This window comes from Paraburkholderia fungorum, assembly GCF_046026025.1.
Classification (GTDB): domain Bacteria; phylum Pseudomonadota; class Gammaproteobacteria; order Burkholderiales; family Burkholderiaceae; genus Paraburkholderia; species Paraburkholderia fungorum_E.
Genome location: NZ_JAQQFL010000035.1, coordinates 22757 through 46436, shown reverse-complemented (window position 1 = coordinate 46436; position 23680 = coordinate 22757). Strand labels below are relative to the sequence as shown.

Annotated in this window: 22 protein-coding genes; 18 read left to right on the top strand and 4 right to left on the bottom strand. The window is 59.3% G+C overall.

The features are described 5' to 3' along the window. Positions 1 to 659 precede the first annotated feature (659 nt). Positions 660 to 899 (top strand): hypothetical protein, encoded by a 240-nt coding sequence (locus tag PQR67_RS30325; protein WP_408466482.1) that lies wholly within the window; start codon positions 660 to 662, stop codon positions 897 to 899. Between the two features lie 898 nt (positions 900 to 1797). On the opposite strand, the gene PQR67_RS30320 is transcribed toward PQR67_RS30325, so the two are convergent. Continuing rightward, positions 1798 to 1938, bottom strand: a complete 141-nt coding sequence (locus tag PQR67_RS30320; RefSeq protein ID WP_408215612.1) for a hypothetical protein — start codon at positions 1936 to 1938, stop codon at positions 1798 to 1800. A 514-nt stretch (positions 1939 to 2452) separates the two neighbouring features. Here PQR67_RS30320 and PQR67_RS30315 point away from each other — a divergent pair. The 3 genes from PQR67_RS30315 to PQR67_RS30305 all read left to right on the top strand — a co-directional run bounded on the left by PQR67_RS30315 (position 2453) and on the right by PQR67_RS30305 (position 3376). Next, entirely contained in the window at positions 2453 to 2638 is a 186-nt protein-coding gene (locus tag PQR67_RS30315; RefSeq protein ID WP_200567428.1) for a hypothetical protein, read from the top strand. A gap of 70 nt (positions 2639 to 2708) precedes the next feature. Continuing rightward, positions 2709 to 3143 carry a universal stress protein gene (locus PQR67_RS30310; protein WP_200567427.1) on the top strand — a complete coding sequence of 145 codons (435 nt, stop codon included), beginning with the start codon at positions 2709 to 2711 and terminating at the stop codon, positions 3141 to 3143. Between the two features lie 77 nt (positions 3144 to 3220). Beyond that, positions 3221 to 3376 (top strand): hypothetical protein, encoded by a 156-nt coding sequence (locus PQR67_RS30305; protein WP_408215618.1) that lies wholly within the window; start codon positions 3221 to 3223, stop codon positions 3374 to 3376. A 471-nt stretch (positions 3377 to 3847) separates the two neighbouring features. Here PQR67_RS30305 and PQR67_RS30300 read toward each other — a convergent pair whose 3' ends face one another. Further along, the gene (locus PQR67_RS30300) at positions 3848 to 4165 is read right to left on the bottom strand and encodes a DUF1840 domain-containing protein (RefSeq protein WP_054043636.1); all 318 of its coding nucleotides are present in this window, start codon (positions 4163 to 4165) and stop codon (positions 3848 to 3850) included. A 511-nt stretch (positions 4166 to 4676) separates the two neighbouring features. Between PQR67_RS30300 and PQR67_RS30295 the strand changes: the two genes are divergently transcribed. The 7 genes from PQR67_RS30295 (at position 4677) to PQR67_RS30265 (ending at position 10528) form a co-directional block, all read left to right on the top strand. Beyond that, positions 4677 to 5840 carry an HPP family protein gene (locus tag PQR67_RS30295; RefSeq protein WP_408466481.1) on the top strand — a complete coding sequence of 388 codons (1164 nt, stop codon included), beginning with the start codon at positions 4677 to 4679 and terminating at the stop codon, positions 5838 to 5840. A gap of 89 nt (positions 5841 to 5929) precedes the next feature. Continuing rightward, a complete protein-coding gene (locus PQR67_RS30290) occupies positions 5930 to 6343 on the top strand; it encodes a MarR family winged helix-turn-helix transcriptional regulator (RefSeq protein ID WP_408466480.1) in 414 nt (137 codons plus the stop codon). A gap of 19 nt (positions 6344 to 6362) precedes the next feature. Next, positions 6363 to 8153 carry a chloride channel protein gene (locus PQR67_RS30285; RefSeq protein ID WP_408466479.1) on the top strand — a complete coding sequence of 597 codons (1791 nt, stop codon included), beginning with the start codon at positions 6363 to 6365 and terminating at the stop codon, positions 8151 to 8153. A gap of 335 nt (positions 8154 to 8488) precedes the next feature. After that, complete coding sequence (locus PQR67_RS30280; RefSeq protein ID WP_408466478.1) at positions 8489 to 9034, top strand: DUF4142 domain-containing protein; 546 nt, start codon at positions 8489 to 8491, stop codon at positions 9032 to 9034. 55 nt (positions 9035 to 9089) lie between these two features. Then, positions 9090 to 9404: a cupredoxin domain-containing protein gene (locus PQR67_RS30275; RefSeq protein ID WP_408466522.1), complete on the top strand. Its 315-nt coding sequence runs from the start codon at positions 9090 to 9092 to the stop codon at positions 9402 to 9404. Positions 9405 to 9435: 31 nt separating this feature from the next. Then, complete coding sequence (locus tag PQR67_RS30270) at positions 9436 to 10152, top strand: RNA polymerase sigma factor (RefSeq protein ID WP_408466477.1); 717 nt, start codon at positions 9436 to 9438, stop codon at positions 10150 to 10152. Beyond that, positions 10121 to 10528, top strand: a complete 408-nt coding sequence (locus PQR67_RS30265; protein ID WP_408466476.1) for a hypothetical protein — start codon at positions 10121 to 10123, stop codon at positions 10526 to 10528. The genes PQR67_RS30270 and PQR67_RS30265 overlap by 32 nt, the downstream gene beginning before the upstream one ends. 85 nt (positions 10529 to 10613) lie before the next feature. Here the strand turns inward: PQR67_RS30265 and PQR67_RS30260 are convergent, their stop codons facing one another. Then, positions 10614 to 11735, bottom strand: a complete 1122-nt coding sequence (locus PQR67_RS30260; RefSeq protein WP_408466475.1) for an NAD(P)H-dependent flavin oxidoreductase — start codon at positions 11733 to 11735, stop codon at positions 10614 to 10616. Between the two features lie 263 nt (positions 11736 to 11998). Between PQR67_RS30260 and PQR67_RS30255 the strand changes: the two genes are divergently transcribed. The 3 genes from PQR67_RS30255 (at position 11999) to PQR67_RS30245 (ending at position 14106) form a co-directional block, all read left to right on the top strand. Continuing rightward, a complete protein-coding gene (locus tag PQR67_RS30255) occupies positions 11999 to 12481 on the top strand; it encodes a universal stress protein (protein WP_408466474.1) in 483 nt (160 codons plus the stop codon). 72 nt (positions 12482 to 12553) lie between these two features. Beyond that, the gene (cysM, locus tag PQR67_RS30250; RefSeq protein WP_408466473.1) at positions 12554 to 13456 is read left to right on the top strand and encodes a cysteine synthase CysM; all 903 of its coding nucleotides are present in this window, start codon (positions 12554 to 12556) and stop codon (positions 13454 to 13456) included. Between the two features lie 440 nt (positions 13457 to 13896). Further along, positions 13897 to 14106, top strand: coding sequence for a hypothetical protein (locus tag PQR67_RS30245; protein ID WP_408466472.1), 210 nt, complete (start codon positions 13897 to 13899; stop codon positions 14104 to 14106). A 136-nt stretch (positions 14107 to 14242) separates the two neighbouring features. Here the strand turns inward: PQR67_RS30245 and hmpA are convergent, their stop codons facing one another. After that, positions 14243 to 15457, bottom strand: coding sequence for an NO-inducible flavohemoprotein (gene hmpA / locus PQR67_RS30240; RefSeq protein ID WP_408466471.1), 1215 nt, complete (start codon positions 15455 to 15457; stop codon positions 14243 to 14245). A 582-nt stretch (positions 15458 to 16039) separates the two neighbouring features. Here hmpA and PQR67_RS30235 point away from each other — a divergent pair. The 4 genes from PQR67_RS30235 to narJ all read left to right on the top strand — a co-directional run bounded on the left by PQR67_RS30235 (position 16040) and on the right by narJ (position 23619). Then, the gene (locus PQR67_RS30235) at positions 16040 to 17239 is read left to right on the top strand and encodes an NnrS family protein (RefSeq protein ID WP_408466521.1); all 1200 of its coding nucleotides are present in this window, start codon (positions 16040 to 16042) and stop codon (positions 17237 to 17239) included. A gap of 327 nt (positions 17240 to 17566) precedes the next feature. Beyond that, complete coding sequence (locus PQR67_RS30230; protein WP_408466470.1) at positions 17567 to 21391, top strand: nitrate reductase subunit alpha; 3825 nt, start codon at positions 17567 to 17569, stop codon at positions 21389 to 21391. Beyond that, entirely contained in the window at positions 21388 to 22929 is a 1542-nt protein-coding gene (gene narH / locus PQR67_RS30225) for a nitrate reductase subunit beta (protein WP_408466469.1), read from the top strand. The genes PQR67_RS30230 and narH overlap by 4 nt, the downstream gene beginning before the upstream one ends. Then, complete coding sequence (gene narJ, locus PQR67_RS30220) at positions 22930 to 23619, top strand: nitrate reductase molybdenum cofactor assembly chaperone (protein ID WP_408466468.1); 690 nt, start codon at positions 22930 to 22932, stop codon at positions 23617 to 23619. Positions 23620 to 23680 lie beyond the last annotated feature (61 nt).

Genomic DNA, 23680 nt, shown 5'->3' with positions numbered 1-23680 from the left:
GCTTTGGCGTATTCAATGGCAAACCTGCACGCCGCACCCTCGGATGCGAAGTAACCAAGGATGCCAAACGTTTCACGTTTGCCATTCGGGTGCGTAACTATCACTGCTGCTGCGTAGCCTGGGATGGAAACCGGGGCGAGAGGCATGATCGTCGATGCCTTATATTCCACGGGATCAGCGTGCATGGCATGTCGCTCCTTGTCGTCGTTCGGCGAGCCAACGGTGACGCCTTAAATGTCCTATCCTAGGACAATCGGGCGACCATCAAAAGGTGCAGAGTCCAACTGGCGTCGAGTGCGGTTCGGCGGTCCTCCGCAGGCACATAAGAGACTGCTTCAGACGCGGGGCGGGCCTCAGGTCCTGCCGGGTTTTCGTATGCTAGTTCAAGGTTCGGCACGGGCTTGCCTTCTCTCAGGTTCTAGCTGCCCCTCGGAAGCTGGACCTTTTCAAAGCCGGCTTCGTGCCGGCTTTTTTGCAATACACACGCATCGACGGCTGTCCCAGGTCACGAGATAACGATTCTTAAGATTTCCTTCAGCAGCCTGCGATAAATTAGTTCCACGCGATCATGCGTCACTGATTGCAAGCTCGGCAGTGGATGTGCGCGTACATAAAAAATTGACAGACGTGATGCAACGGGGAAAACAGATGGCGCCGCCATGGCGAATGCTCGGGCAGCTTACGTGCTTGAACTGGCACAAGGTTGTTCGTACATCAGCAGCACCCTGAGTCCGGACACGCGGAACAGAGCTATCGCTGAAGTTCGCGGCGAATTTCGCGAACAGCACGGCGAACGGGAAGAAACACTCTTTCAGAAACTGCTTGCAGAGGATCTGCAACGTCGGGGCAAGCCGGATGCCGCAGCAACAGTGCTCGACTTCAAATTTACCAGGCCGTAAGCGTGGACTGCATGTCTCCGCTGAACGTCTGTAATTGCTGCTGTTGACCTCAGTCGAGCACTCCCGGATATCGCAGACGACAGAGAAGCAGAGCCATGGCTCCGGCTACCGATTCAATGGAGATCAGTGATGCGATCTCCCCAACAGTAGCTTCTGCGTCGACAGCGTTCCCACGTTCTCCGTCGGTCGCTTTTTTGCGCAAGCGCGGATTTCTCAGGGCCACCCCGCCACCCACGAACAGGTCGAGATCTTCGCGTCCATAAACCTTCCAGATTTCGCCACTGAGGCTGAGGCCATAGCGTTCTCAAACAAATGGGCGATCGAGTGGATTCATGAGAATCTTCTCGAAATCACTGCCGCCAAAGGTGCATACGCCTAGCGATCGATAGCGCAGGTCGCCAAGCGCGCGCTTACCCATGATCACCGTTTGACTGTAGTCAGACAGGCTATCTGGCCTCTTCCCCCGCGATTTCTTCGTTCGACGCAGCGCGGCTCAAATCAGAGCGAGGCGTTTCAGGCGTAAGCGTCTCATAATCTATTCCGCATACAATGCGGAGTTCTCAGGTTCTAGCTCACTCGGACGCTAGTTCCTTTCAAGCCGGCTTCGCGCCGGCTTTTTTTTCGCCGCGTACGCTCCCCACGACGTGCGTCACATCGCGCTGGAATGATGCTTCCCCACCTGAGAAGACCCGTCAAAGTGACCTTGAACGGCTCAGGAGGATCGCCTACTGCGCAAACGTCTTGCAGAACTGGAAGCGTCCCCGGGCGCGTAAATGGGCAGCAACGTGACCACCGGCCCCGCACCAGATTGATACGGCGCGATATCCGGCATCACATACTTTCGTCGAGGCTCCAGGCGGCTAGACCGCTCCATGCACTGGACAGGAGGCGTGACGTGTCACTCCACAGGCGGCTCACCTTCGCCACGCGTCTTGACGCGCCTGGCTTCCACTTCTTCACGTCGCGGCATCTTGCTTTTCTCGTTATCGCTGTGCTTCACCGGTTGCGGAGGCCTGAGTTTTTCGTCAACGTCAGTCATGACTTTCCTCCCTAGAATTTCCTGATGGCCCGGCGGTAATCGTTGGGCCTGTATTGCAATGTAGAAAACGTCACGCGACTGCGGCTTTACGGGCGTCGATCGCCTCATCTCTCCAGATCAGAGCCGCGATCGAGGTCATTACTGGGTCGTCAAATATCTCACATTTTGATGTTCTTCCGATCTGCCAGATTCGTCAAGAGGACCGTTCTCCTGTGCTCCCGCTAGTAGCGGAGGAGGTTGAGCGAGCCCATTCATCCTCACTCATCCTCATTCATCGTACGTTTTCCGGCAGCGACCTCGATCACCTCGCTGTTGGCAGAGCAGATGACCACGTATATCACGGCGTGATATATAATTGGATCAGGCGTTCGTATCGGAATCCGGGTTGCATTGAAAATGCAACCGGTGCCAGAGAAAACCTGAACCCGCGACAGCGGCCGCGGTTTGCCGGCAAAAAAACTTCACTCGAGGGTTTGACGACGCAGTCTCACTGCTACATGAAGGAGAAGGCGCAATGGTCATTAATAACGATTTTGAAATCAGCTACCTGCTGATTGCGTTTGCACTGCTTGGCACGATCCTGGTTGGCGAGCTGCTCAGCACGCTGCAGTTGCAACGCTGGCATCCCAAGCTACTGGGTGCAGCAGTGGGCGCGTTACTGGGTTTCGTGCTGATCGAGGCCGTACCGATGTTCACCTGAACAATTTCGTGGCGGGCCAGTCCGATCGCTCGACTGGACGATGCCGCGAAGGTTGGCAAAGGAATTCACCATGGCCCCGTTCAACCGGATCCTTCTCTGCTACGACGCCACACCCGAAGGGCGCCTCGCGCTGCGTTTCGGTGCGGCCCTCGCGCAGCAGTTGCAAGCTGAAACCCATCTGCTCTCGGTCTTCGACTACACCTACTGGTCAAACGGGTTCGACGTTATGTCGTCGATGAAATTCGAAGTCGATGAGCAGGCGGCACGAGAGACCCTGCGTGAGGGAATTGACTGGCTGCGGGCATGGGGTGTGACTGCAACGGGACATTATTCGGTCGGAAATGCGATTGACCAGATTTCCCGCCTGGCGGACGCATTGAAGGTCGACCTGATCGTCATTGGACATCATCCGCACGGTTTCTTTGCGCGCTGGTGGTCGGGCGAAAACCACGCATTGCTGCTTGATCGCGTATCTTGCGGCGTCCTGTTCAAGGTGGCCGCCTGACGGTCCTGCGCGAATTCGAATCGTGGCGGCCTGGATCTCTTATTGGACGCACAACCCTGATGGAGGCGAAGATGATAATGGATCTTCTGGTGCAGATTGTTGTTGCGGGCGCAGTGCTGGTGCTGGTGGTCCTTTTTGTCATTGCACAGGCTCCGGGAGACAATCCTCGCGAACGGATTTTCCGGCATGCAGCCGGTAAGCACTGGTGGAACCGCACGCGTCACGGACCTTGACGGTGACGACGGTTCGTCTACAGTGCTGGCCAGAGAAAGATCACGTGCTGGTCGTCGCCAGTGTGCTTATGACGCATGTCTCCCGTGTGCCATCGTCTACTGTCGGGGCAGCAGCCGTTCGGCCACTTCACCAGCATAAAGGGTCCGCTCGATAGCATATCGAGTGTCGTACGGCCGTACGCGCTGACAACCCTTATCGGAATATCGGGGAAGTAAGGAGCAGTCGCTTCAGTGGCTGGCGCAGCCCCCAACGTCCTGACCGGTTCGCCGCCGTTCCGGTAGACACACGATCTTGAGCCCGCATCTTGTCGTTGGCCGCACGAAGGCGCGGCTGCCCGCGCTGGCGCACAGATGCCGCACGCGGCGAGAGTCGCTGCGAACAGGGGCGGTGCAATCCATCGTTTCATCCTGGCTTCCTTCAGCGGGCGGTGCAGCACGCACCCGGAATACGCTCACGCTGCAATGCGGCGTCTACAGCCCCCAGATAATGTCGGCGTTCTGTTTGCTGGCCTCACGCATCATGTCGAGGAATGGCCACGCCCGCTGCGAAAGTCCACTGCCGGATTCCTGACGGCGTTCGCGGGAATACTGCAGTGATTCGAGGGCAATCTCCGCTTTTTCATCGTCCGAAATCGCCGTTTCGAGACGACTGATTGCGCGAGGCAACTCATCGTGGAGAATGACACCACGCGTATCGAGCCGCTTGCCCACGAGACCCAGAAGATATTGCGCGAGATCCCTGAGCATGACGACATCGGGCGTGGCGGGCGATTGAAATGTGATCAGCATGATGGCTCCTTGCTTCGATCTATATTGCGCTATCGCGCCGGAAAGCCATTCGGGCTTGCCCCCGCAGGCTCATGCAACGCGACGCCGGGCGGAACCGGTGATCGCCATCCTGTGATGGCGACCGGGGGCCTTCACGGTGACTGGCTTTATGCATCGGAGCGAAGCACCGCATCCCCATGGGCGCATGCCATCCAGACAAATCATCCTTGTAGTTTCATCCGGACTGCTCCTGTTCAAGAGTCCGTCACGAGAAGGCCTGCCTTCATTTTATATCACAGCGTGATCTATTCAAGTCGCGAATACCGTTAGCAGGACCAATCTGGACGATGCGCAGGACCAGGCCTAACCGTTGGCCAGCCCGGTACCGCGGGGCGTCGGCGACCTGGAAGGCACTTTTATATCACAATGAAATATAATCATGACGACGCGTTCTTTGGTTCTGTGAGGATTTCGCCGTAAGGTGTGGCCTCGCCCCATGTGTACCGCCCCCCCTTACTTTCCTGGTCGAATCTTGTCCCGCTACGCCCTGATCCGCTGGCTTTCCAGCTTTGTCCCCCACCCTATTGCCGTCCGGTGGCCGGAGCGCTTCAGATCGTGTCTCGGCGCATTGCTTGGGATTGCATTCACTGGCGGGAGCATGCACGTCCTGCTCGGACCGGCGGCCAACATTCCTCTCCTCGTGGCGCCCATGGGTGCGTCGGCCGTACTGCTGTTCGCGGTGCCGGCCAGCCCGCTGGCACAACCGTGGTCCATCATCGGCGGCAATATCGTCTCCGCGACGGTCGGCGTTGCTTGCGCAGGCTGGATCTCCGATCCGGTGGGCGCTGCCGCGTTAGCCGTCGCGCTGGCGATCTGCGCGATGTTCGCGCTACGGTGCGTGCACCCGCCGTCGGGCGCGGTTGCGCTGACCGCGGTTCTGGGTGGTCCGGTCGTGCACGCTCTGGGCTATCGCTTCGTGCTCGAGCCGATTGCGATCCAGTCCGTGGCGCTGCTCTGCGCGGCCCTCGCCTACCACGCAGCTACCGGGCATCGATACCCGCATGTCGCGCAGAGTTCGGGCAAGGGTGCAGCCGCATCGTCTGCGGCGGCGAACGAAGGTTTCACGCGCGCGGACCTCGAGGCGGTGCTGAACCGCCGCGGAGAATTGCTCGATATCGATACGGACGATCTGGAATCCCTTCTGCGCGACGTTCAGCTGCAGGCCTACGCCCGCACCTTCAATGAACTGACCTGCGCGGACATCATGTCGCGTTCGCTGGTCGCCGTGTCGGCAACCACGAGGGCTTCGGCCGCATGGAGTCTGCTGAAACAGCGCCATATCAAGGCACTCCCGGTCACTGACGAGAGGCAGCACGTAATCGGCATCGTGACCCGCGCCGATCTTGTCGACAAACGGGCGTTCAGCAAAGGGACCGGTTTGTCGTCCCCCATGCAACGCTGGTTCCGGCGCAGCATCACACCGGCGCCGCTCGTCGGTGCATTGATGAATGTCGACGTTCACACGGTCGACGCGACGACACCGATCGTCGAACTGGTGCCGGTGTTCGCGAACTACGGGCACCACCACATCCCGGTTCTGGACTCGAATCAGCGGCTTGCCGGGATGATCACGCAGGCCGACCTCATCGCGGGACTATATCGTCAGGCTTACGCGAAGCAGCGACACGCGGCCTAGCACGACCACGGACATTTGCGCATGCTCACGCACATAAATATCACGATATGATATAATTCAGGTTTAACCTATTTCTCCACGGAACGCCGATGAAAACACTCGCTCGCGGCTTGACCAAGACGGACTTCGAGCAACTGTCCGAGTTTCGCTACCAGATGCGGCGCTTTGAGCGTTTTTCTGAGCAGGCCGCCCAGGGCGAAGGCATAACACCATTGCAGTATCTGCTGCTCCTGCATATCAAGGGGTATCCGGAGCGTGACTGGGCGACTGTCGGCGAGCTTGCGGAGCGGCTTCAGGCGCAGCATCACGGTGTGGTCGCGCTCGTGTCGCGCTGTGAGGCACTCGACCTGGTCCGCAGAAAGGTCAGTGAGACGGACCGCCGCCAGGTCGAAGTTCATCTGTTGAAAGCGGGCGAGTTGGTGCTTGCCCGTCTCGCCGAAATGCACCGTGCCGAACTGAAGTCGCTCGAAGGCGCGTTTAATGTTCCCCGGATTGATTTCTGAGTCATCTTTTTGAGTCACCATGAGTCTCGATACCCACAAGCGCGATTTTTCCACGAACGCGCGACTTCCCGGCATTTCCGCACTCGCTGCGGGGATCGGCGCCCTCAGCACGCTTGCGGCGTTCGTGCTACTGAGCCTGATTCATCTGTTCACCAATCTGTTTTTCTTCCAGACTTTTTCGTTTGCGGAGCGCTCGCCAGCCCTCAACACGTTGGGTGTCTGGGTGGTGATCATCCCCGTGATCGGCGGTCTCATCGTCGGGCTCATGGCCCGTTACGGTTCGGAAAAGATTCGCGGACATGGCATTCCCGAAGCGATCGAAGCCATCCTGTTCGGCAAGAGCCGCATGTCGCCGAAAGTGGCGATTCTCAAACCGCTGTCGTCCGGCATTGTGATCGGCAGTGGCGGACCATTCGGCGCGGAAGGCCCGATCATCATGACAGGCGGCGCGCTCGGGTCGCTGATCGCGCAGTGCGTGAAGGTCACGTCCGCGGAACGCAAGACGCTGCTGGTTGCGGGCGCAGCGGCGGGCATGACGGCGGTCTTCGGCACGCCGGTGGCGGCCGTGCTGCTGGCAGTCGAACTGCTGCTGTTCGAATGGCGTCCGCGCAGTTTTCTGCCGGTTGCACTTGCGTGCGCAGTTGCGGGTTTTGCGCGTGCGGCATTCTTCGGCACGGGGCCGCTGTTCCCGCTTGAGACTGCGCCTCCCGGCGCGCTGTCGCTGGTGTCCTGCGTCATTGCAGGCCTGCTGTCTGGCGCGCTCGCATCGGGCCTGTCAGCCGCGTTGTACAAGACCGAAGACCTGTTTGGCAAGCTGCCCATCCATTGGATGTGGTGGCCCGCGCTCGGCGGCCTCGTTGTCGGTATCGGCGGCTTTCTGGAACCTCGCGCGCTGGGTGTCGGCTACGACGTGATCGGCGACCTCTTGCATCAGCACATTGCCATCCAGATCGCGCTGGCGATTCTGATCGTGAAGGCGATCATCTGGGTGGTGGCGTTGGGCTCGGGTACTTCAGGCGGCGTCCTGGCGCCGTTGCTCATGTTGGGTGCGGGGCTCGGTGTCGTGCTCGGCCACGTGCTGCCGGGCGGCGAACCTGCCTTGTGGCCGCTGGTCTGCATGGCGGCTACGCTTGGCGCCACGCTGGGCGCGCCGTTGACCGCAATCGTGTTCGCTTTCGGCCTGACACACGACAGCAACGCACTGCTGCCGCTGCTCGCCGCGACGCTGATCGCGCACGGGTTCGCAACGGTCGTCATGAAGCGCTCCATCATGACCGAGAAAATTGCCCGGCGCGGCTATCACATCTACCGGGAATACGGCGTCGATCCGCTTGAGCGCCACCACGTCGACGAGGTGATGTCGCGTACGGTCGAGACGATCGATGGTGATCTGTCCGTGGGCGAAGCGCTGGTAACGTACTTCGGCACGACGCAGACACATCGAGCCTATCCGGTCGTGCGTCAGGGCAAGCTAGCGGGCGTCGTCGATCGCGCGCTACTGGAAAAAATTCGCGACGACGATGCAGAGCATGCGCTCGACTCGCGCCTCTGCGACGTGCTTCGCCACCGCTCCCCTGCTTTCGCATTGCCCAGTGAAACCTGCCGGCTCGTTGCAACGCGGCTGGCGGTGCACGGTCTCGAACGGTTGCCCGTGGTCGCGGACGCCGAAACCTTGCAACTGGTCGGCGTTGTGTCGCGCAGCGATCTGGTCAAGCCGTCTCTTGCGCACTTCGACGAAGAACATAAGAAAGAACGCTTCCGGCGCTTGCGGATTCAACCCGGCAAACGGCACTTTCCCCCGGTTCCGTAAGGTTACGGCGGGTCAGCGGCCGGTCGGCTGCCAGAAACAGATGCACGCTTCTTCCGTGCCCCTTCGGGGGCACAACTCTCCCTCCCTTTCCCGCCTCCCCCGCTGATTCAGCATCCATTCCCTGGACAATATCGCCCTAGGTTGCGAAGCGATCTCGCGCTCTTCATGGCCGTTCCGCAACCATCTCAAAGAAACGAACATCGCAGGCCGTGCCGGGGGCGGAAACGGGAACGCGGTTCGAACACGTGACATCCAACACCATATTCAGGATCGAATCGGCCGTGGATCGCGTGCGGACCGACTCGGACTTGCCATCACAATTCCGGAGATGCGACATGAAGATAATCAGCGCAGCACTATTCGGCGCACTCGCCAGCGTACTCACGTTGACCAGCCTCCCGGGCTTGGCACAGAGTGCCGGTCCCACCGATCCCCAGATCGCCGCCATCGTCGTGACGGCCAATCAGGTGGATATTGACGCGGGCAAGCTCGCAGAGTCGAAAACGAAGTCGAAGGACGTCAAAGCGTTCGCGCAACGCATGGTCACCGATCACAGCGGCGTGAACAAGGCCGCCACCGACCTTGTGCATAAACTCGGCGTAACGCCGGAAGATAATCCGACGAGCCAGAGCCTCAAGCAAGGCGGTGACGCGAACCTCGCCAACCTGAAAACGCTCAAGGGCCCACAGTTCGACCGGGCGTATATCGACCACGAGGTGACGTACCACGAGAGCGTTCTCGACGCGCTGGACAAGACGTTGATTCCGGATTCGCAGAACGCCGATCTGAAGGCGCTTCTCGTCAAGGTGCATCCGGCCTTTGTCGCGCATCTCGAACACGCGAAGCATCTGCAGGCTGAGCTGGGCAAGAGCGGTGGGTAATCCGACACTCTGCGTAGCCGGACAGCGCCGGGGCAAGTTACGCACCGGCGCCTTGATCCTTGCCTACGCTTCCGTTGCGATCATCGCGACTTCGCTGGCGGGTTTTTCCGAGGCCGCAGGCACAACGTACCAGGTCGTTATCGAACAGATGCGCTTCGATCCGCCGGTGCTCACGGTGCACCGCGGAGATCGTGTGGTGTGGGTGAACAAGGATCTGTTTGCTCATACGGTGACTGGAATGTCGAAGGCGTTCGATTCACACGAAATCTCGCCAAATACATCGTGGAGTTACGTAGCGGGCCAAACAGGCCGTTATCGGTACTTGTGCACGCTCCACACCACAATGCGTGGCACACTGATCGTGCAATGAGGGATAAAAGACGAGTGAGGGCGACCCGGCCATGACAGACATCGCTGAAGCACATTCAACGTTTTCCGCAGGCGACGAACGCGAGGTGGTCCGCCGCATCGTCGCGGGAGATCGATCAGCGTTCGAATGGCTGATGCGGCAGCACAATCGGCGCTTGTATCGTCTGGCGCGCGCCACCTTGCGTGACGGAACGGAAGCGGAAGACGCGCTGCAGGCCGCGTATCTGTCAGCCTACAGATCGATTGCCCGGTTTCGCGGAGACGCCACGCTCTTTACCTGGCTGTCCCGGCTGGTCCTCAACGAATGCTATGGACGCCTGCGCCGGGCAGCACGCCGGCAGAACGTAATTCCCATGGTGGACGCGAACACCCATGTCGATATCGATACCATGACCGCGCAAGATTCCGAATCCCCAGACAAGGCGGTAGCGCGCGCCGAGTTGCGCGCATTGCTCGAGCGCAAGCTGGATGAACTGCCGGAAGTCTTTCGCGTTGTGTTTGTGCTGCGTTCTGTCGAGGAATTGAGCGTCGAGGAGACGGCACAGTGTCTCGACATCCCGGAAGCGACGGTGCGCAGCCGGCATTTCCGCGCCAGGAGCCTGCTGCGCGAATCGTTGGCACACGATATCGATCTCGCCGAGCGTGACGTATTCGAATTCGGCGGCGCCCACTGCGACCGGGTGGTCGCCAGCGTCCTCGCGCGGGTAGCCGGCGAAGATGACCAGGGCAGTCGCGCACCGGCGATATAAATCGCCTCTCCTCGTCAGTGCCTGTCGCGGTATCTGGGCGATAGCGGGCATTCTCGCCGTGGCGGCAAGCTCGAGCGCGGAAGCACGGGCGATCAGGATCATATCGGGCACCTATGGCACGAAGTGCGGAACGCCACGAGGCGACGCGACTCATGACCTCGCGCGTCAGTGCGACGGACTGCAGACCTGCCCGTACATCCTGCGCAAGGCACTCACGGGTGCGCCATCCAAAGACTGCCACAACGACCACATGGACCTTCATGTCAAATGGCTGCGCACCGATACCGAATTCCACACCGCCACGATCAGCGCCGAAGCTGGGCCGGGAAGTCGACTCGTGCTGAGTTGCGTCGAAGAGACCGGCCCTGGCAGATAGACTTCGCCGTGCAACCGTCCACGTTCGACGTGACCGCGTCAGGATCGGGCACGTTGATCATCTGGCGAACGGTTCACGAACGACATCAGGTGTGCATATATAACGACGCGATCCGCGACGAGGCATCCTTTGCCTCACTCAACAGCCGCTCGATGACCTCGGCGGCGCTGGAGACCCGATCGACGAGCGCTGCCGACTCGCCGGCATAGAGCGCCATCTGCTCAAGATCTCCCGACGTGCTGCGCAATGGCGAATCGGTGCTGAACCGGTAGATCGGTCGCCCGTCGTCATAAGCGATCAGATCGCGCGGCAGCCTGTCCGGGTGGTGTCCAAACAGCTTATTTCCTGCTTTCCCGGTCACGCTGTTTGCCAGGACGCGCACGGGAGAGTGAGGCGGCCAGTTGATCGCGAACAGATCGGTATAGACCGTATCCCCCGCCCGGGCGGCGAGAATGCGCTGCTTGTGATAGTCATGCGCGAAAGACTCATGCGTGGCGAGAAAGAGCGTACCGCAGTGAATTCCTGCCGCGCCGAGCGCGAGCGCCGCTACGAGGCCTGCGCCTGTCGCGAACCCGCCCGACGCGACAACCGGGATACGCACATGCCTCACAATCTCGGGAAGTAACGTCAGGATTCCCGTACGCCCCCGCACATGGCCGCCTGCTTCAATACCCTGTGCAATCACGACATCGGCCCCCGCCTGTTCAGCGGCAAGCGCGCCCTCGAGTGAACCGACCTGATAGAGCACCAGCACGCCGGCATCTTTCGCTCGGGCGACCACGTCGGGTACGACGTCCCAGAAGAAACATACCGCGGGAACGCGGGCAGCCAGACAGACATCGAGTTCTGCCGCGAGGAGACCTGGGTCCGTGGCGGATGGAATCAGATTGACGCCGAACGGCTGATCCGTGGCAGCCCGCACCGCAGCAATCTCGCGGGAGATCAACTCAGGCGATTCGCGCACCATACCCAGCAGGCCAAATCCGCCTGCATGGGAAACGGCGGCTGCAAGCTCGGCACGCGCCGGACCGCCCATTCCCGCTGAGATCACGGGATACCGGCACCCCAGCAGCCGGGTCAGCGGCGTAGCAAACGACGTCATATCGATAGCCATCGGAATACCTTTTCGATTGGGGATGGAAGTGCCCTGAAGATCGACCTGTTGATTCCCACCAGCGCCCACCAGTCCGGTGACGGTCACCGCCATTTGTGCAATCCGGGAACGGCTTCCGTCACTTCATATCATGACATGATTGTTTTGAAAGACGGACCCATACCGCTCCTGCTCGAGCCAGTCAGATAGTCGGAGTAAAACACAAATACATCACATGATGATATATAATGGTTTCGACGTGATGTGATCTCCATCGTTGTGCTGCCGCGCTCCTGAGCGACGGCCATTCGAACGGGTGCGCATCCACCGCCCGGCTGCTGGGTAGCGGGGCCTCCTGAATCGGAGCGAGTGACGATATGTCTGCATTCGGGCGCATCCTGTTGTGTTATGACGCAACCCGTGAAGGGCGGCGGGCGTTACGTCATGGCGCCTCATTAGCGGAGCAGCTCAACGCGGAAACGCACCTGCTTGCCATTCTGAATACCCTGGCGTGGACTCAGGGGGCCGACGTTGCGTCGGCCGTGCCGTTCGATGCGTTGGAGCAGTCTGCGAGGGAGATCCTCCGCGACGGCATCGAGACACTCGCTGCGCGCGGAGTCATCGCAACGCCTCATTTCGCGATTGGCGACCCGCTGGACCATATCCCGTTTTTTGCCAATGAGTTGAAGGCCGATCTGGTTGTCGTCGGACATCGCCGAAGCGGCCCCGTGCGGCGATGGTGGAGTGGCAAGAACGATAGATTGCTGCTGGACAGGGTTTCCTGCGCAGTACTGGTCGCTATGGACCCAGAACACGCCAACGCTCACGATCCGGTAGAGACACTCTCCGCGCATGCATAAGGGTATCGGGAAAGGCTCGTAGCCGAACGATCCGACAGCCGTGGTTTTCACACCCCGCCAATACTATAGAACATGACCTACAGAACCATTGAGGCCGTCATTGGCAACACCTCGCTCGTCGAACTCGTTCGTCTTCCCGACGAAACGATCCGGGCGCGTAACAACGTCATCCTCGGCAAGCTGGAGGGCAACAACCCTGCGGGTTCGGTCAAGGATCGCGCGGCGCTCTCGATGATCAGAGGGGCCGAGCATCGCGGACGCATACGGCCTGGCGACGTGCTGATCGAAGCGACCAGTGGCAACACTGGCATCGCACTCGCCATGGTGGCCGCGCTGCGCGGCTACCGGATGGTGCTGCTCATGCCCGAGGATGTCTCCGAGGAACGGTGTCGTAGCATGGCAGCGTATGGTGCCGAAATAATTCTGACGCCTGCCAAAGGCGGTATGGAGTGCGCGCGGGACATCGCCGCGCAGATGGAACAGGAAGGCCGCGGCATCGTCCTCGATCAGTTCTCCAATCCCGACAACCCCGTTGCACATTACGAGGGCACCGGCCCTGAGATCTGGCGTGAAACACAGGGACGCGTCACGCATTTTGTTTCGGCCATGGGGACGACCGGCACCATCATGGGTGTAAGCCGGTTTCTGAAGGAACAGAATTCCGCCGTTCAGATCGTCGGGGTGCAGCCTGACGAGGGCTCGCGGATTCCAGGCATACGCAAATGGGCCGACGGATATCTGCCTGCATTCTTTGAGCCCACGCGGATCGATCGAACCGAGTCGGTGGGTCAGGCGACGGCTGAAGCCGCAGCGCGTCGTCTTGCCGTGATCGAAGGGATTTTCTGCGGAATTTCGGCGGGTGGCGCATGCGCTGTGGCAATGCGCATTGCCCGGGAAGTTGAGAACGCTACGATCGTGTTCGTAATTTGTGATCGGGGCGATCGTTACCTGTCGACAGGCGCATTTCCAGCGTGACGGACATCGCGAGGGCTGATCTGGCGTTTCCTGCAACCTGTCGCTTCTAGCGCAGGAGGGAAACGACAGCACGAGCGATCAGTTCAACGCGTGAATGCAGCTGCCAACGCGGAATGCGACTCCGCATGCATTACGTCTGTCGATCGCGGGCGCCAATGTCGGGCATTTTGCTCCGATGCCGTACGGCCGGCCGCCCGTCTTCACCATTCAGGGAGGCGTGGAGGCTAGCTCAATCGATATCCCGCCTTGAATCAACGGAGGTGAGGACTGACAGCGCTCAAATCCGCAACGGCCCATTGGATTACGCCGCCCTTCTACTGCGCACTACGCGCTGCGACAGCGTCGGCTTGATCCCCTCCACCTTTTCCAGCGCACTCCGGATGGCTTTATCGACGCTGCTATCCGTGGCGACGTGCCTGTTGTCGCGCCGGCGCCCGCCCGTGACGAAAGCGCAGGCCAAAGCAGCAAGAAAGGCACAATGCAAACAGGCGCGCGTGGCCAAGAATGCCGAACGCAAGAAGCTCAAGCAGAACGGATATGGACCGCAGGACTACCCGCAGCTTCGCGACCTGGGTGTTGTTCTATCGGGTGCAGGTCGGCGTTCAAGGCCGCCTGCAACCGTAGACCAGATAAAAAATGTCATCCTTTGAAAAGCCAAACTTACTACTGCCGCCATAGATATAGCAAAGCAGGAGGTACGCAGCCGCAGCGGGCCAAGACCAGCCAGGTACGGAGCAATCGCCTGATCTATAAGCGACTTCGCGCCCGCTACGGCGTCCCAGATTTTCACTCGGCAAACAGGTCGGGGCCAAAAACTTCGTAGTTTATCCTCGCCTCCTGAATGTCCAGAGCCCTGAGCGCGTCATGTTGCGCGCGCATGAACGGGATAGGGCCACAAACATAGTAGTCCGCCTCGGGCAGCAAAATCAGGTCCTTCAGTCCGTCAAGTTCAATGAAGCCCACCCTGTCGTAGTCTTGTCCCAGAACGTCGCCGGGCAGCGGCGCATCATAGAAAACGACAGCTTTGAAATTGGCATACGTGGCTGCCGTCTGACGAAGCCTGTCGCGCATCGCGTGGACCGCGCTGTTCCGCGCGCCATGTACGAAGACGATCTGGCGCTGCGGATCCTGGATCGCCCGTTTGAGCATGCTGACCATCGGCGTCAGACCGACGCCTCCACTGATGAGCACGATCGGAGTTTTCGCGTTGACGTCGATGTGGAAACTGCCATACGGCGCAGCCAGCTTCACCTCATCGCCAACGTTCATATGATCGTGCAGAAGTGACGAGACGTAGCCCGGCGGCCTTGAGGCGTCCCCTTCTTCACGCTTGACCGAGATGCGGTAGGTGCGTCCATTCGGCATGTCCGACAAGCTGTACTGGCGGATCTGCTGCAATTGCAATGAGGGCACATTGACGGCGATACTGATGTACTGGCCTGGCTCGAAATTGACGACCGGTTGACCGTCAGACGGTTCCAGCACGAAAGACGTGATGACGCTGCTCTCCGGTCGCTTCTCTTTTACAACGAAGGTTCGCCACCCATTCCAGCCACCAACCTGTGCCGCTGACCTTTCGCGCAGTTCGCTTTCCATCCCCATCAGCATATCGGCAAGGTTTCCGTAAGCCTGGGCCCAGGCCGAGACGATTTCGTCCGTTGCTGCTTCGCCCAGCACATCCTTGATTGCACCGAGCAGATGTTCGCCTACGATCGGATAGTGTTCGGCCCGTACATTGAGGCTGACGTGCTTGTTTGCGATGTTCTTAAGCACTGCGGCAAGACTGCCAGGATTCTCAATGTTTTCCGTGTAAGCGTATACCGCTCTCGCGAGCGCCTGCTGTTGCTGGCCTTGTTCCTGATGAGCCATGTTGAAGGTATTCTTCAACTCCGGATGTGCATCGAACAATCTCCGGTAGAAGCGCTCGATGATCGGGAGACCATGTTGTGCGAGCACCGGCGCCGTCGCTTTTACAATATCTTTCGTTCTTTGTGTGAGCATGAAATCCTCCTTTTACAACCGCGCGCTCGGTCGCGGCACGCGGTCGATTCAAAACCGTCGTGTGGTCTGCAAATAGCGTGACAGACCATCTGGGTCATCCCGACAGCCGCCGCACAAAATACGGCCATATACCTGATCTATATCCGCTTAGTTGAATTTATCCCCGCCTGCTTCCTGACAAGGTCGGCTACTAGCTGCCAGCATTGCGACAGAGCACTCCTACGCAGCGACCACGAATGCGAAGGAACGTCTCCCGCGCGCGGACTTCCGAGGATCTGTTGTGATTTATTGTATGTCACAACGTGATCTATGATTGAATGCGCCTAAGAATCTGATCGATTTCGCTGGGATAGCGGCCCATGCGAGGTTCGCCCCATCGAACTTCCGAACGTTGCAATCCGGATTGAGCCGAGTCGTCGACCCAATCGTTGACCTGGGTCAAGTTGCCGGCGCCGCTTATGGCTTTTCATACCACGATGCGTCGCCGGAATTGCGCAGCATGGACGATTTCAGGCTGGAAGCTGCCGTCCACGCCCGAAGGCTCATTGAGATTCCTCACAGTCGCATATTTTGGAGACCATGTTGAGGATTACAAAATCCGTCACGGAACCGCGACCAACAGCCGCCGTAGGTCTTCCTGTTCTGCGCCTGGGTTTCCGGCCGTTCTATCTGGGTGGTGCGCTCTTTGGCGTCATTGCAATAGCGCTTTGGCTGACCGCGCTGCATGGCCACCCGGTCGCAGGCTCTTCGCCTGCCATGAACGGTGTGCTCTGGCACGCTCACGAAATGATCTTCGGCTTCGTCGCCGCCATTGTGGTGGGCTTTCTGCTCACAGCCGTGCGAGCCTGGACGACGCTCGACACCCCGCGAGGCGCACCGCTCGCGACTTTGTGGCTTCTATGGGCGGCGGGACGCGCGCTGGTCTGGTCTGGCCCGGAACCCATCGCAGCGGTCGTCGATTGCGCCTTCCTGCCGGTTGTCGCTATTGTGCTGTTGCGCGTGCTGATCGCTGCGCGCAATCGCTCGAACATCTTCCTGCCCGTCGCGCTAGGACTTTTTGGTTTGCTGAACGTCTGTTTTCATGGGTGGGCGTGGCACGGGCGCCCCGACCTTTCAATACGGGCGTCTTACGCAGCGATCGGACTCGTGGTGATGTTCGTCACCGTCATCGCGGGCCGCGTGGTGCCAATGTTTACAACGAACGCCATTCCCAGCTTCCGGATGACACGCTGGAAGGTGATTGAGACGCTCGCGGTGCCGGTCGTCTTACTGACATTCGTTGCGGATGCGGTCAATGCCAGGCCATTACTGATCGTGGCATGTGCCTGCGCTGCGGCGACGGTCCATGGAATCAGAGTCGTTGGATGGCATTCGTGGCGAGTGGGGCCTCGGCCAATTCTCTGGATTCTGCATGTCGCCTATGCGTGGATTCCGATCGGTTTCGCGTTGCTTGCCTTGGCGGCTACAGGTGCTATCTCGCATTCGCTTGCGATTCACGCACTGACGATCGGAGCGATAGGCTGTGCAATTATCGCGATGATTACCCGCACCGCACTTGGACACACCGGGCGCCCGCTCGTTGCGGGACGATCCGAGATAGCGAGTTACTGGCTGATGATCGCCGCCGCAATCGTACGAGTTTTCGGGCCCTGGATTGCCAGTGGCGCGACAACAATCTGGATCGACATAGCAGGCATATGTTGGTCTGCCGCATTGATCGCTTACCTGATCAAATACGCGCCCTACCTGACGACGTCACGTATCGATGGCAAAGCGGGCTGACGGATCCACATCGTTCGAACATGAGATCGACGGGGGGTCTACGGGTATACCAACAACCGGTTCCATAGCGGGGACTCAGCGCTAATGTTGAGCTTGCTTCGCACCGGCTCATCGAATTCTGGGGACCGGATTTATGGGAAGCGCTTGAGATAGTCCCCTGTGGCCGTCGGCAAAAGCAGTAATTGATCATCCCAGGAAACACCCGCTTCCCGTCCGCGGTTATTCCAGAGTGCACGCTATCGGCAATGCCACGGAGAAAATCAGAATGTCCACATTTTCGGACAACGCGCGTAGACTGCGACCATCGAGTGCCACGGAGTCGATCAGATGAGCCACTTTATCGATCGCCTGAAGTACTTCTCCACATCGAGGCCAACATTCTCCGAAGGCCATGGGATGACAACCCATGAAGACCGCGGATGGGAGGATGCCTACCGTCAACGATGGCAACATGACAAGATCGTACGTTCGACCCACGGCGTCAACTGCACCGGGTCATGTTCGTGGAAAATCTATGTCAAAAGCGGCATCGTCACCTGGGAAACCCAGCAGACCGATTACCCGCGCACCCGCCCGGATATGCCGAATCACGAACCCCGTGGCTGTGCGCGCGGCGCGTCTTATTCGTGGTATCTCTACAGCGCAAATCGCCTTAAATATCCACTGATTCGCAGCGCACTGCTCAGGCAGTGGCGCGAAAAGCGCCTGACGCTCGCGCCGGTGGACGCGTGGAGCGCCATCGTCGACGATCAGGAAGCCCGCGCCTCCTATATGCGTCGCCGCGGACTGGGTGGCTTTGTTCGCTCAAGCTGGGATGAAGTGAACGAGATGATTGCTGCCGCAAACATCCATACGATCAAACGACACGGCCCCGACCGGATCATCGGGTTTTCACCCATCCCGGCGATGTCGATGGTGTCCTACGCGGCGGGCAGTCGCTATCTGTCACTGATCGGCGGTGTCAATCTGAGTTTCTACGACTGGTACTGCGACTTGCCGCCGGCCTCGCCGCAAACGTGGGGCGAACAGACCGACGTCCCGGAGTCTGCCGACTGGTACAACTCGACCTTCATCATGATGTGGGGTTCCAACGTTCCGCAAACACGGACCCCTGACGCCCACTTCATGACCGAAGTCCGCTATCGCGGCACCAAAGTCGTATCGATCTTCCCCGATTACGCAGAGGGCGCGAAGTTTGGTGACATCTGGCTGCACCCCAAGCAAGGCACGGATGCGGCACTCGGCCTGGCCATGGGTCATGTCGTCCTCAAGGAGTTTCACGTCGGCGGCAAGAGCGAGTATTTCGCGGACTACTGTCGCCGCTATACCGACATGCCATTGCTCGTGCGTATCGTCAAACAGGGCGACTACTATGTACCCGAACGACTCCTGAGATCGGACGAGTTCGGTGACGCGACAGGTCAAGGCAACAACGCCGCCTGGAAAACTGTCGCGTTCGACGAATTGAGCGGGAAGCTTGTAACGCCGGTCGGATCGATCGGCTTTCGCTGGGGGCAAAAGGAAGGTGGCGACGCCGGAAAATGGAATCTGAGAGAAGAGGATGACGAGGGTAATCCGATTCGACCCGTCATGTCGCTCGTGGAAAAGCACGACGAGACGATCGACGTCGCCTTCCCCTATTTTGGCAATGTTGAACAGACTCACTTCACGCATACCGGCCATGCAAGTGTCTTGCCGCGCCGCATCGGCGTACGCAAGATAGCGACTCGCGGCGGCGAGGTTCTGGTCGCAACGGTCTACGATCTGTTCATTGCCAACTATGGTGTCGACCAGGGACTCGGCGGCCCGAACGTCGCGGCCAGTTTCGACGATGACGTTCCGTACACGCCTGCCTGGCAGGAGAAGATTACCGGTGTCAAACGGCATGAAGTCATCGCCGTAGCGAGAGAATTTGCCGACAACGCCCATAAAACCGAAGGCAAATCGATGGTGATCCTCGGTGCCGGCTTGAACCATTGGTTCAATATGGACATGAGCTATCGCTCGATCATCAATCTGCTCGTCATGTGTGGTTGTGTCGGCAAATCAGGTGGCGGCTGGTCGCACTATGTCGGCCAGGAAAAGCTCCGCCCGCAAACCGGCTGGCTCCCGTTGGCGTTCGCCACCGATTGGCACAGGCCGCCGCGCTTCATGAACGGCACTTCGTTTTTCTATGCGCATACCGATCAATGGCGCTATGAAACGATGAAAGTCACCGAACTGCTATCTCCGCTGGTCGATGGCAGCCGGTTCGCCGATAGCCCGATCGACTACAACGTCCGGGCCGAACGGATGGGCTGGTTACCATCCGCGCCGCAGTTCAAGACCAATCCGCTTGAGCTAGGCCGTCGGGTAGCTAGTTCTGACGCCGCCGCGTATGTTGCCAAGGGTCTTAAAGACGGCTCGCTTGAGATGTCATGTATCGATCCCGATGCACCCGAAAACTTTCCGAGAAACCTGTTTGTCTGGCGCTCTAATCTCCTCGGATCGTCCGGCAAAGGACATGAGTACTTCCTCAAGCATCTTCTCGGTGCCGAGCACGGCGTACAGGGAAAAGACCTGGGCGCGAGCGCTGGGACCTTGCCCACCGAAGTGAAATGGCATGAGAAAGCCCCCGAGGGCAAGCTCGACCTCGTTGTGACGCTCGACTTCAGGATGTCCACCACCTGCCTGTATTCAGACATTGTCCTACCGACGGCGACCTGGTACGAAAAGGACGATATGAATACGTCCGACATGCATCCGTTCATCCATCCGCTGTCGGCGGCCGTCGACCCGGCGTGGCAATCCAGAAGCGATTGGGACATCTACAAGGGTATCGCGCAAAAATTCTCTGAACTGACCGAAGGCAATCTGGGCGTGGAACACGATGTCGTGCTATCACCGCTCCAACATGACAGCGCCGGTGAAATCGCGCAAGCCGACGGGATTGCCGACTGGGGCCACGATGAATGCGATCCGTTTCCAGGAAAAACTATGGCGAGCGTTGCGATCGTCGAACGAGACTATCCGAATACCTATCGCAAGTTCACTTCGGTTGGACCACTGCTCGACTCGCTCGGCAACGGCGGAAAAGGTATTACGTGGGAAACCGGCGAGGAAATCGACCAGCTTCGCGCACTGAACTATCCGGTCACCGACGCTGGCGTATCGCACGGGCGACCGCAAATTCTTTCGGCAATTAACGCCGCCGAAGTGATTCTGTCGCTGGCTCCGGAAACCAATGGTGCCGTCGCGACTAAAGCCTGGCAAGCGTTGTCCGCCCTCACAGGCATTGATCACACCCATCTTTCACGCGCACGCGAGGATGAAAAAATCCGGTTTCGGGATATCCAGGCGCAGCCGCGCAAGATCATCTCGTCGCCGACGTGGAGCGGGATCGAATCCGAACATGTGTCATATAGCGCGAGCTACACGAATGTGCATGAGCTGATTCCCTGGCGTACTCTGTCCGGACGCCAACAGCTATATCAGGACCACGCGTGGATGCGCGACTTTGGCGAGTCGCTGTGTGTCTATAAACCGCCCATCGACACGCGTAGCACCGCGGGCATGGCAGGCAGCCGATCGAATGGAAACCTCGAGATCGCACTGAATTTTCTAACCCCTCATCAGAAATGGGGCATCCACAGCACCTACACCGACAACCTGTTGATGCTGACGCTGTCTCGCGGCGGCCCGATCGTCTGGATCTCCGAGATCGATGCGAGAAAAATTGACGTGGTCGATAACGACTGGATTGAAGCCTTCAATTTGAACGGCGCACTAACCGCTCGTGCAGTGGTCAGCCAGCGCATTCCGGTGGGCGCCGTGATGATGTATCACGCGCAGGAGAAGATCATCAATACACCGGGCTCCGAAGTCTCCGGGGTTCGCGGCATTCACAATTCGGTCACGCGCATCATGCCGAAACCGACCCACATGATCGGTGGCTATGCACAGCTCGCATACGGTTTCAACTATTACGGCACCGTCGGCTCCAATCGCGACGAATTTGTGATTGTCCGAAAAATGAAAACGATCGACTGGAAGGACGAGTCGACGCCGGCGTCAGTGCTGTCGGCGGCCGAGGCCGCGCGTCATCAGCACACACTCGCCCATGGCGCGCCGACACTTGCGATGGCCGACGATGAGACTGGAGAGAAGCGATGAAAATCCGCGCGCAGATCGGCATGGTCATGAATCTCGACAAATGCATCGGCTGCCATACCTGTTCCGTCACCTGCAAGAATGTCTGGACCTCGCGCGAGGGAATGGAGTACGCGTGGTTCAACAATGTCGAAACGAAGCCAGGCGTCGGCTATCCGAAGGACTGGGAAAACCAGGATCGCTGGAACGGCGGCTGGAAACGCAAGACGAATGGCAAGATCGAGCTTCGTGCCGGCAGCAAGTGGCGTGTGCTCGCCAATATCTTCGGCAACCCGAACCTGCCGGAGATCGACGACTACTACGAGCCGTTCACCTTTGATTACGCTCATCTGCACGATGCACCCGACGTCAAGGTCGGGCCGGTCGCCCGACCGCGTTCGCTGATCACCGGCGAGCGCCTGGAGAAAATCCAATGGGGTCCGAACTGGGAAGAAATTCTCGGAGGAGAGTTCGAAAAGCGCAAGCAGGACTACAACTTCGATCAGGTGCAGGCCGACATCTACGGGGAATTCGAGAACACCTTCATGATGTACCTGCCACGACTCTGCGAGCACTGCCTGAATCCCGCGTGCGTGGCGTCCTGCCCTTCCGGCGCGATCTACAAGCGAGAGGAAGACGGCATCGTTCTGATTGACCAGGACAAGTGCCGCGGCTGGCGGATGTGCGTGTCCGGGTGTCCTTACAAGAAGATCTATTACAACTGGCAAAGCGGCAAGTCGGAGAAGTGCATTTTCTGCTATCCGCGTATCGAGGCAGGCCAGCCGACCGTGTGCTCGGAAACCTGCGTCGGCCGGATCCGCTATCTCGGCGTCCTGTTGTACGACGCCGACCGGATCGAGGAAGCTGCATCGGTCAAGGATCCACAGGATCTGTACGAAGCGCAGCTTTCCATCTTTCTCGACCCGAACGACCTGGCCGTACGTGAACAGGCCGCTCGCGACGGCGTGCCGGAGAACTGGCTCGACGCCGCACGCCTTTCACCCGTGTACAAAATGGCGATGGAGTGGAAGATTGCTTTTCCGCTTCACCCGGAATACCGCACCTTGCCGATGGTCTGGTACGTCCCGCCGCTGTCGCCGATCAACTCGGCCACCAACGACGGCCGGCTTGGCATGAAGGGCTTGCTGCCCGACGTCGATTCGCTGCGCATCCCGCTGCGCTACCTGGCCAATCTGCTCACAGCCGGTCGCAAAGCGCCCGTACGGCTTGCGCTCAAGCGAATGCTCGCGATGCGCGCCTTCATGCGCGAGCGCCATGTCGAACGCCGTGAGAGCCCGGAACTGCTCACCGAAGTCGATCTGACCAGCGCGCAAGTCGATGAGATGTATCGCTATCTGGCCATTGCCAACTACGAAGATCGATTCGTGATTCCGACTGCGCATCGCGAATACGCCGAAGATGCCTTCGACCTGCGTGCATCGTGCGGCTTTTCGTTCGGCAACGGATGTTCCGACGGCACAACGGAAACCAGTCTGTTCGGCGGACGCAAGGGCATTAACAAGGAACGAAAGACAATCCCAATTCGCGCAGCGGGTGAATGAATGGAAGACAACCGACAGATTTTCAGCATGTTGGGCGCACTGCTGGATTACCCCGATCAGGCTCTGGTCGACGCACTCGGCGGGATTCGCTCCGCGCTCGTCGAACATCGCGGTTTTCCGCCGGTCACACGCGCAGCCTTGCTCGACCTGGTAGACCGACTGTCGGCTCGGCCGCTGCTGGATCTGCAGGAAGACTACGTCGAAACCTTCGACCGTGGACGGGCAACCTCACTCTATCTGTTTGAGCACGTGCACGGTGAGTCGCGCGAGCGGGGACAGGCCATGGTGGAGCTGCTCGCAATGTACGAAGCGAAGGGTCTGTTTCTCAGCGCCAGCGAGTTACCTGACTACCTGCCCGTCTTCCTGGAATTCCTGGCTCACGAAACGCCGGCGCAAGCGCGCGCGCTGCTTGGTGAAATTGCCGACATCAACCGGCACATTGCAACCAGGCTTGCCGAGCGTGGAACGCCGTATTTCGCAGCCGTTGCGGCATTGTTGCCGCTCGCTGACGAAGCACCGCTGGTGGACGCAAGCACGGCTGCATGCGACGCCGCGACGATGCACGAAATCGATAGCGAAGCGCTCGATCGCGAATGGCAGGAGGAGCCGGTAAGCTTCATGGGCGCGCAGGCGCCTGTTTCTACGCAGCCCCAGACCGTGCAGTTTTACGACAAAAGGCCGCCCCGTTAGCCAGGGATGAGCAATTTTCGAGGTCCCCTCCTCGCATTCGAGAGCAACATCCTTGTTGGAG

Excerpts from the sequence above, each read along its gene's own strand:
- PQR67_RS30315 (WP_200567428.1), top strand. The coding sequence starts at position 2,453 with ATGGTCATTAATAACGATTTTGAAATCAGCTACCTGCTGATTGCGTTT.
- PQR67_RS30230 (WP_408466470.1), top strand. The coding sequence starts at position 17,567 with ATGAGCCACTTTATCGATCGCCTGAAGTACTTCTCCACATCGAGGCCA.
- PQR67_RS30320 (WP_408215612.1), bottom strand. The coding sequence starts at position 1,938 with ATGACTGACGTTGACGAAAAACTCAGGCCTCCGCAACCGGTGAAGCAC.
- PQR67_RS30270 (WP_408466477.1), top strand. The coding sequence starts at position 9,436 with ATGACAGACATCGCTGAAGCACATTCAACGTTTTCCGCAGGCGACGAA.
- cysM (WP_408466473.1), top strand. The coding sequence starts at position 12,554 with ATGACCTACAGAACCATTGAGGCCGTCATTGGCAACACCTCGCTCGTC.
- narJ (WP_408466468.1), top strand. The coding sequence starts at position 22,930 with ATGGAAGACAACCGACAGATTTTCAGCATGTTGGGCGCACTGCTGGAT.
- PQR67_RS30255 (WP_408466474.1), top strand. The coding sequence starts at position 11,999 with ATGTCTGCATTCGGGCGCATCCTGTTGTGTTATGACGCAACCCGTGAA.
- PQR67_RS30325 (WP_408466482.1), top strand. The coding sequence starts at position 660 with ATGGCGAATGCTCGGGCAGCTTACGTGCTTGAACTGGCACAAGGTTGT.
- narH (WP_408466469.1), top strand. The coding sequence starts at position 21,388 with ATGAAAATCCGCGCGCAGATCGGCATGGTCATGAATCTCGACAAATGC.
- PQR67_RS30305 (WP_408215618.1), top strand. The coding sequence starts at position 3,221 with ATGGATCTTCTGGTGCAGATTGTTGTTGCGGGCGCAGTGCTGGTGCTG.
- PQR67_RS30285 (WP_408466479.1), top strand. The coding sequence starts at position 6,363 with ATGAGTCTCGATACCCACAAGCGCGATTTTTCCACGAACGCGCGACTT.
- PQR67_RS30265 (WP_408466476.1), top strand. The coding sequence starts at position 10,121 with ATGACCAGGGCAGTCGCGCACCGGCGATATAAATCGCCTCTCCTCGTC.
- PQR67_RS30300 (WP_054043636.1), bottom strand. The coding sequence starts at position 4,165 with ATGCTGATCACATTTCAATCGCCCGCCACGCCCGATGTCGTCATGCTC.
- PQR67_RS30290 (WP_408466480.1), top strand. The coding sequence starts at position 5,930 with ATGAAAACACTCGCTCGCGGCTTGACCAAGACGGACTTCGAGCAACTG.
- PQR67_RS30260 (WP_408466475.1), bottom strand. The coding sequence starts at position 11,735 with ATGGCGGTGACCGTCACCGGACTGGTGGGCGCTGGTGGGAATCAACAG.
- hmpA (WP_408466471.1), bottom strand. The coding sequence starts at position 15,457 with ATGCTCACACAAAGAACGAAAGATATTGTAAAAGCGACGGCGCCGGTG.
- PQR67_RS30280 (WP_408466478.1), top strand. The coding sequence starts at position 8,489 with ATGAAGATAATCAGCGCAGCACTATTCGGCGCACTCGCCAGCGTACTC.
- PQR67_RS30310 (WP_200567427.1), top strand. The coding sequence starts at position 2,709 with ATGGCCCCGTTCAACCGGATCCTTCTCTGCTACGACGCCACACCCGAA.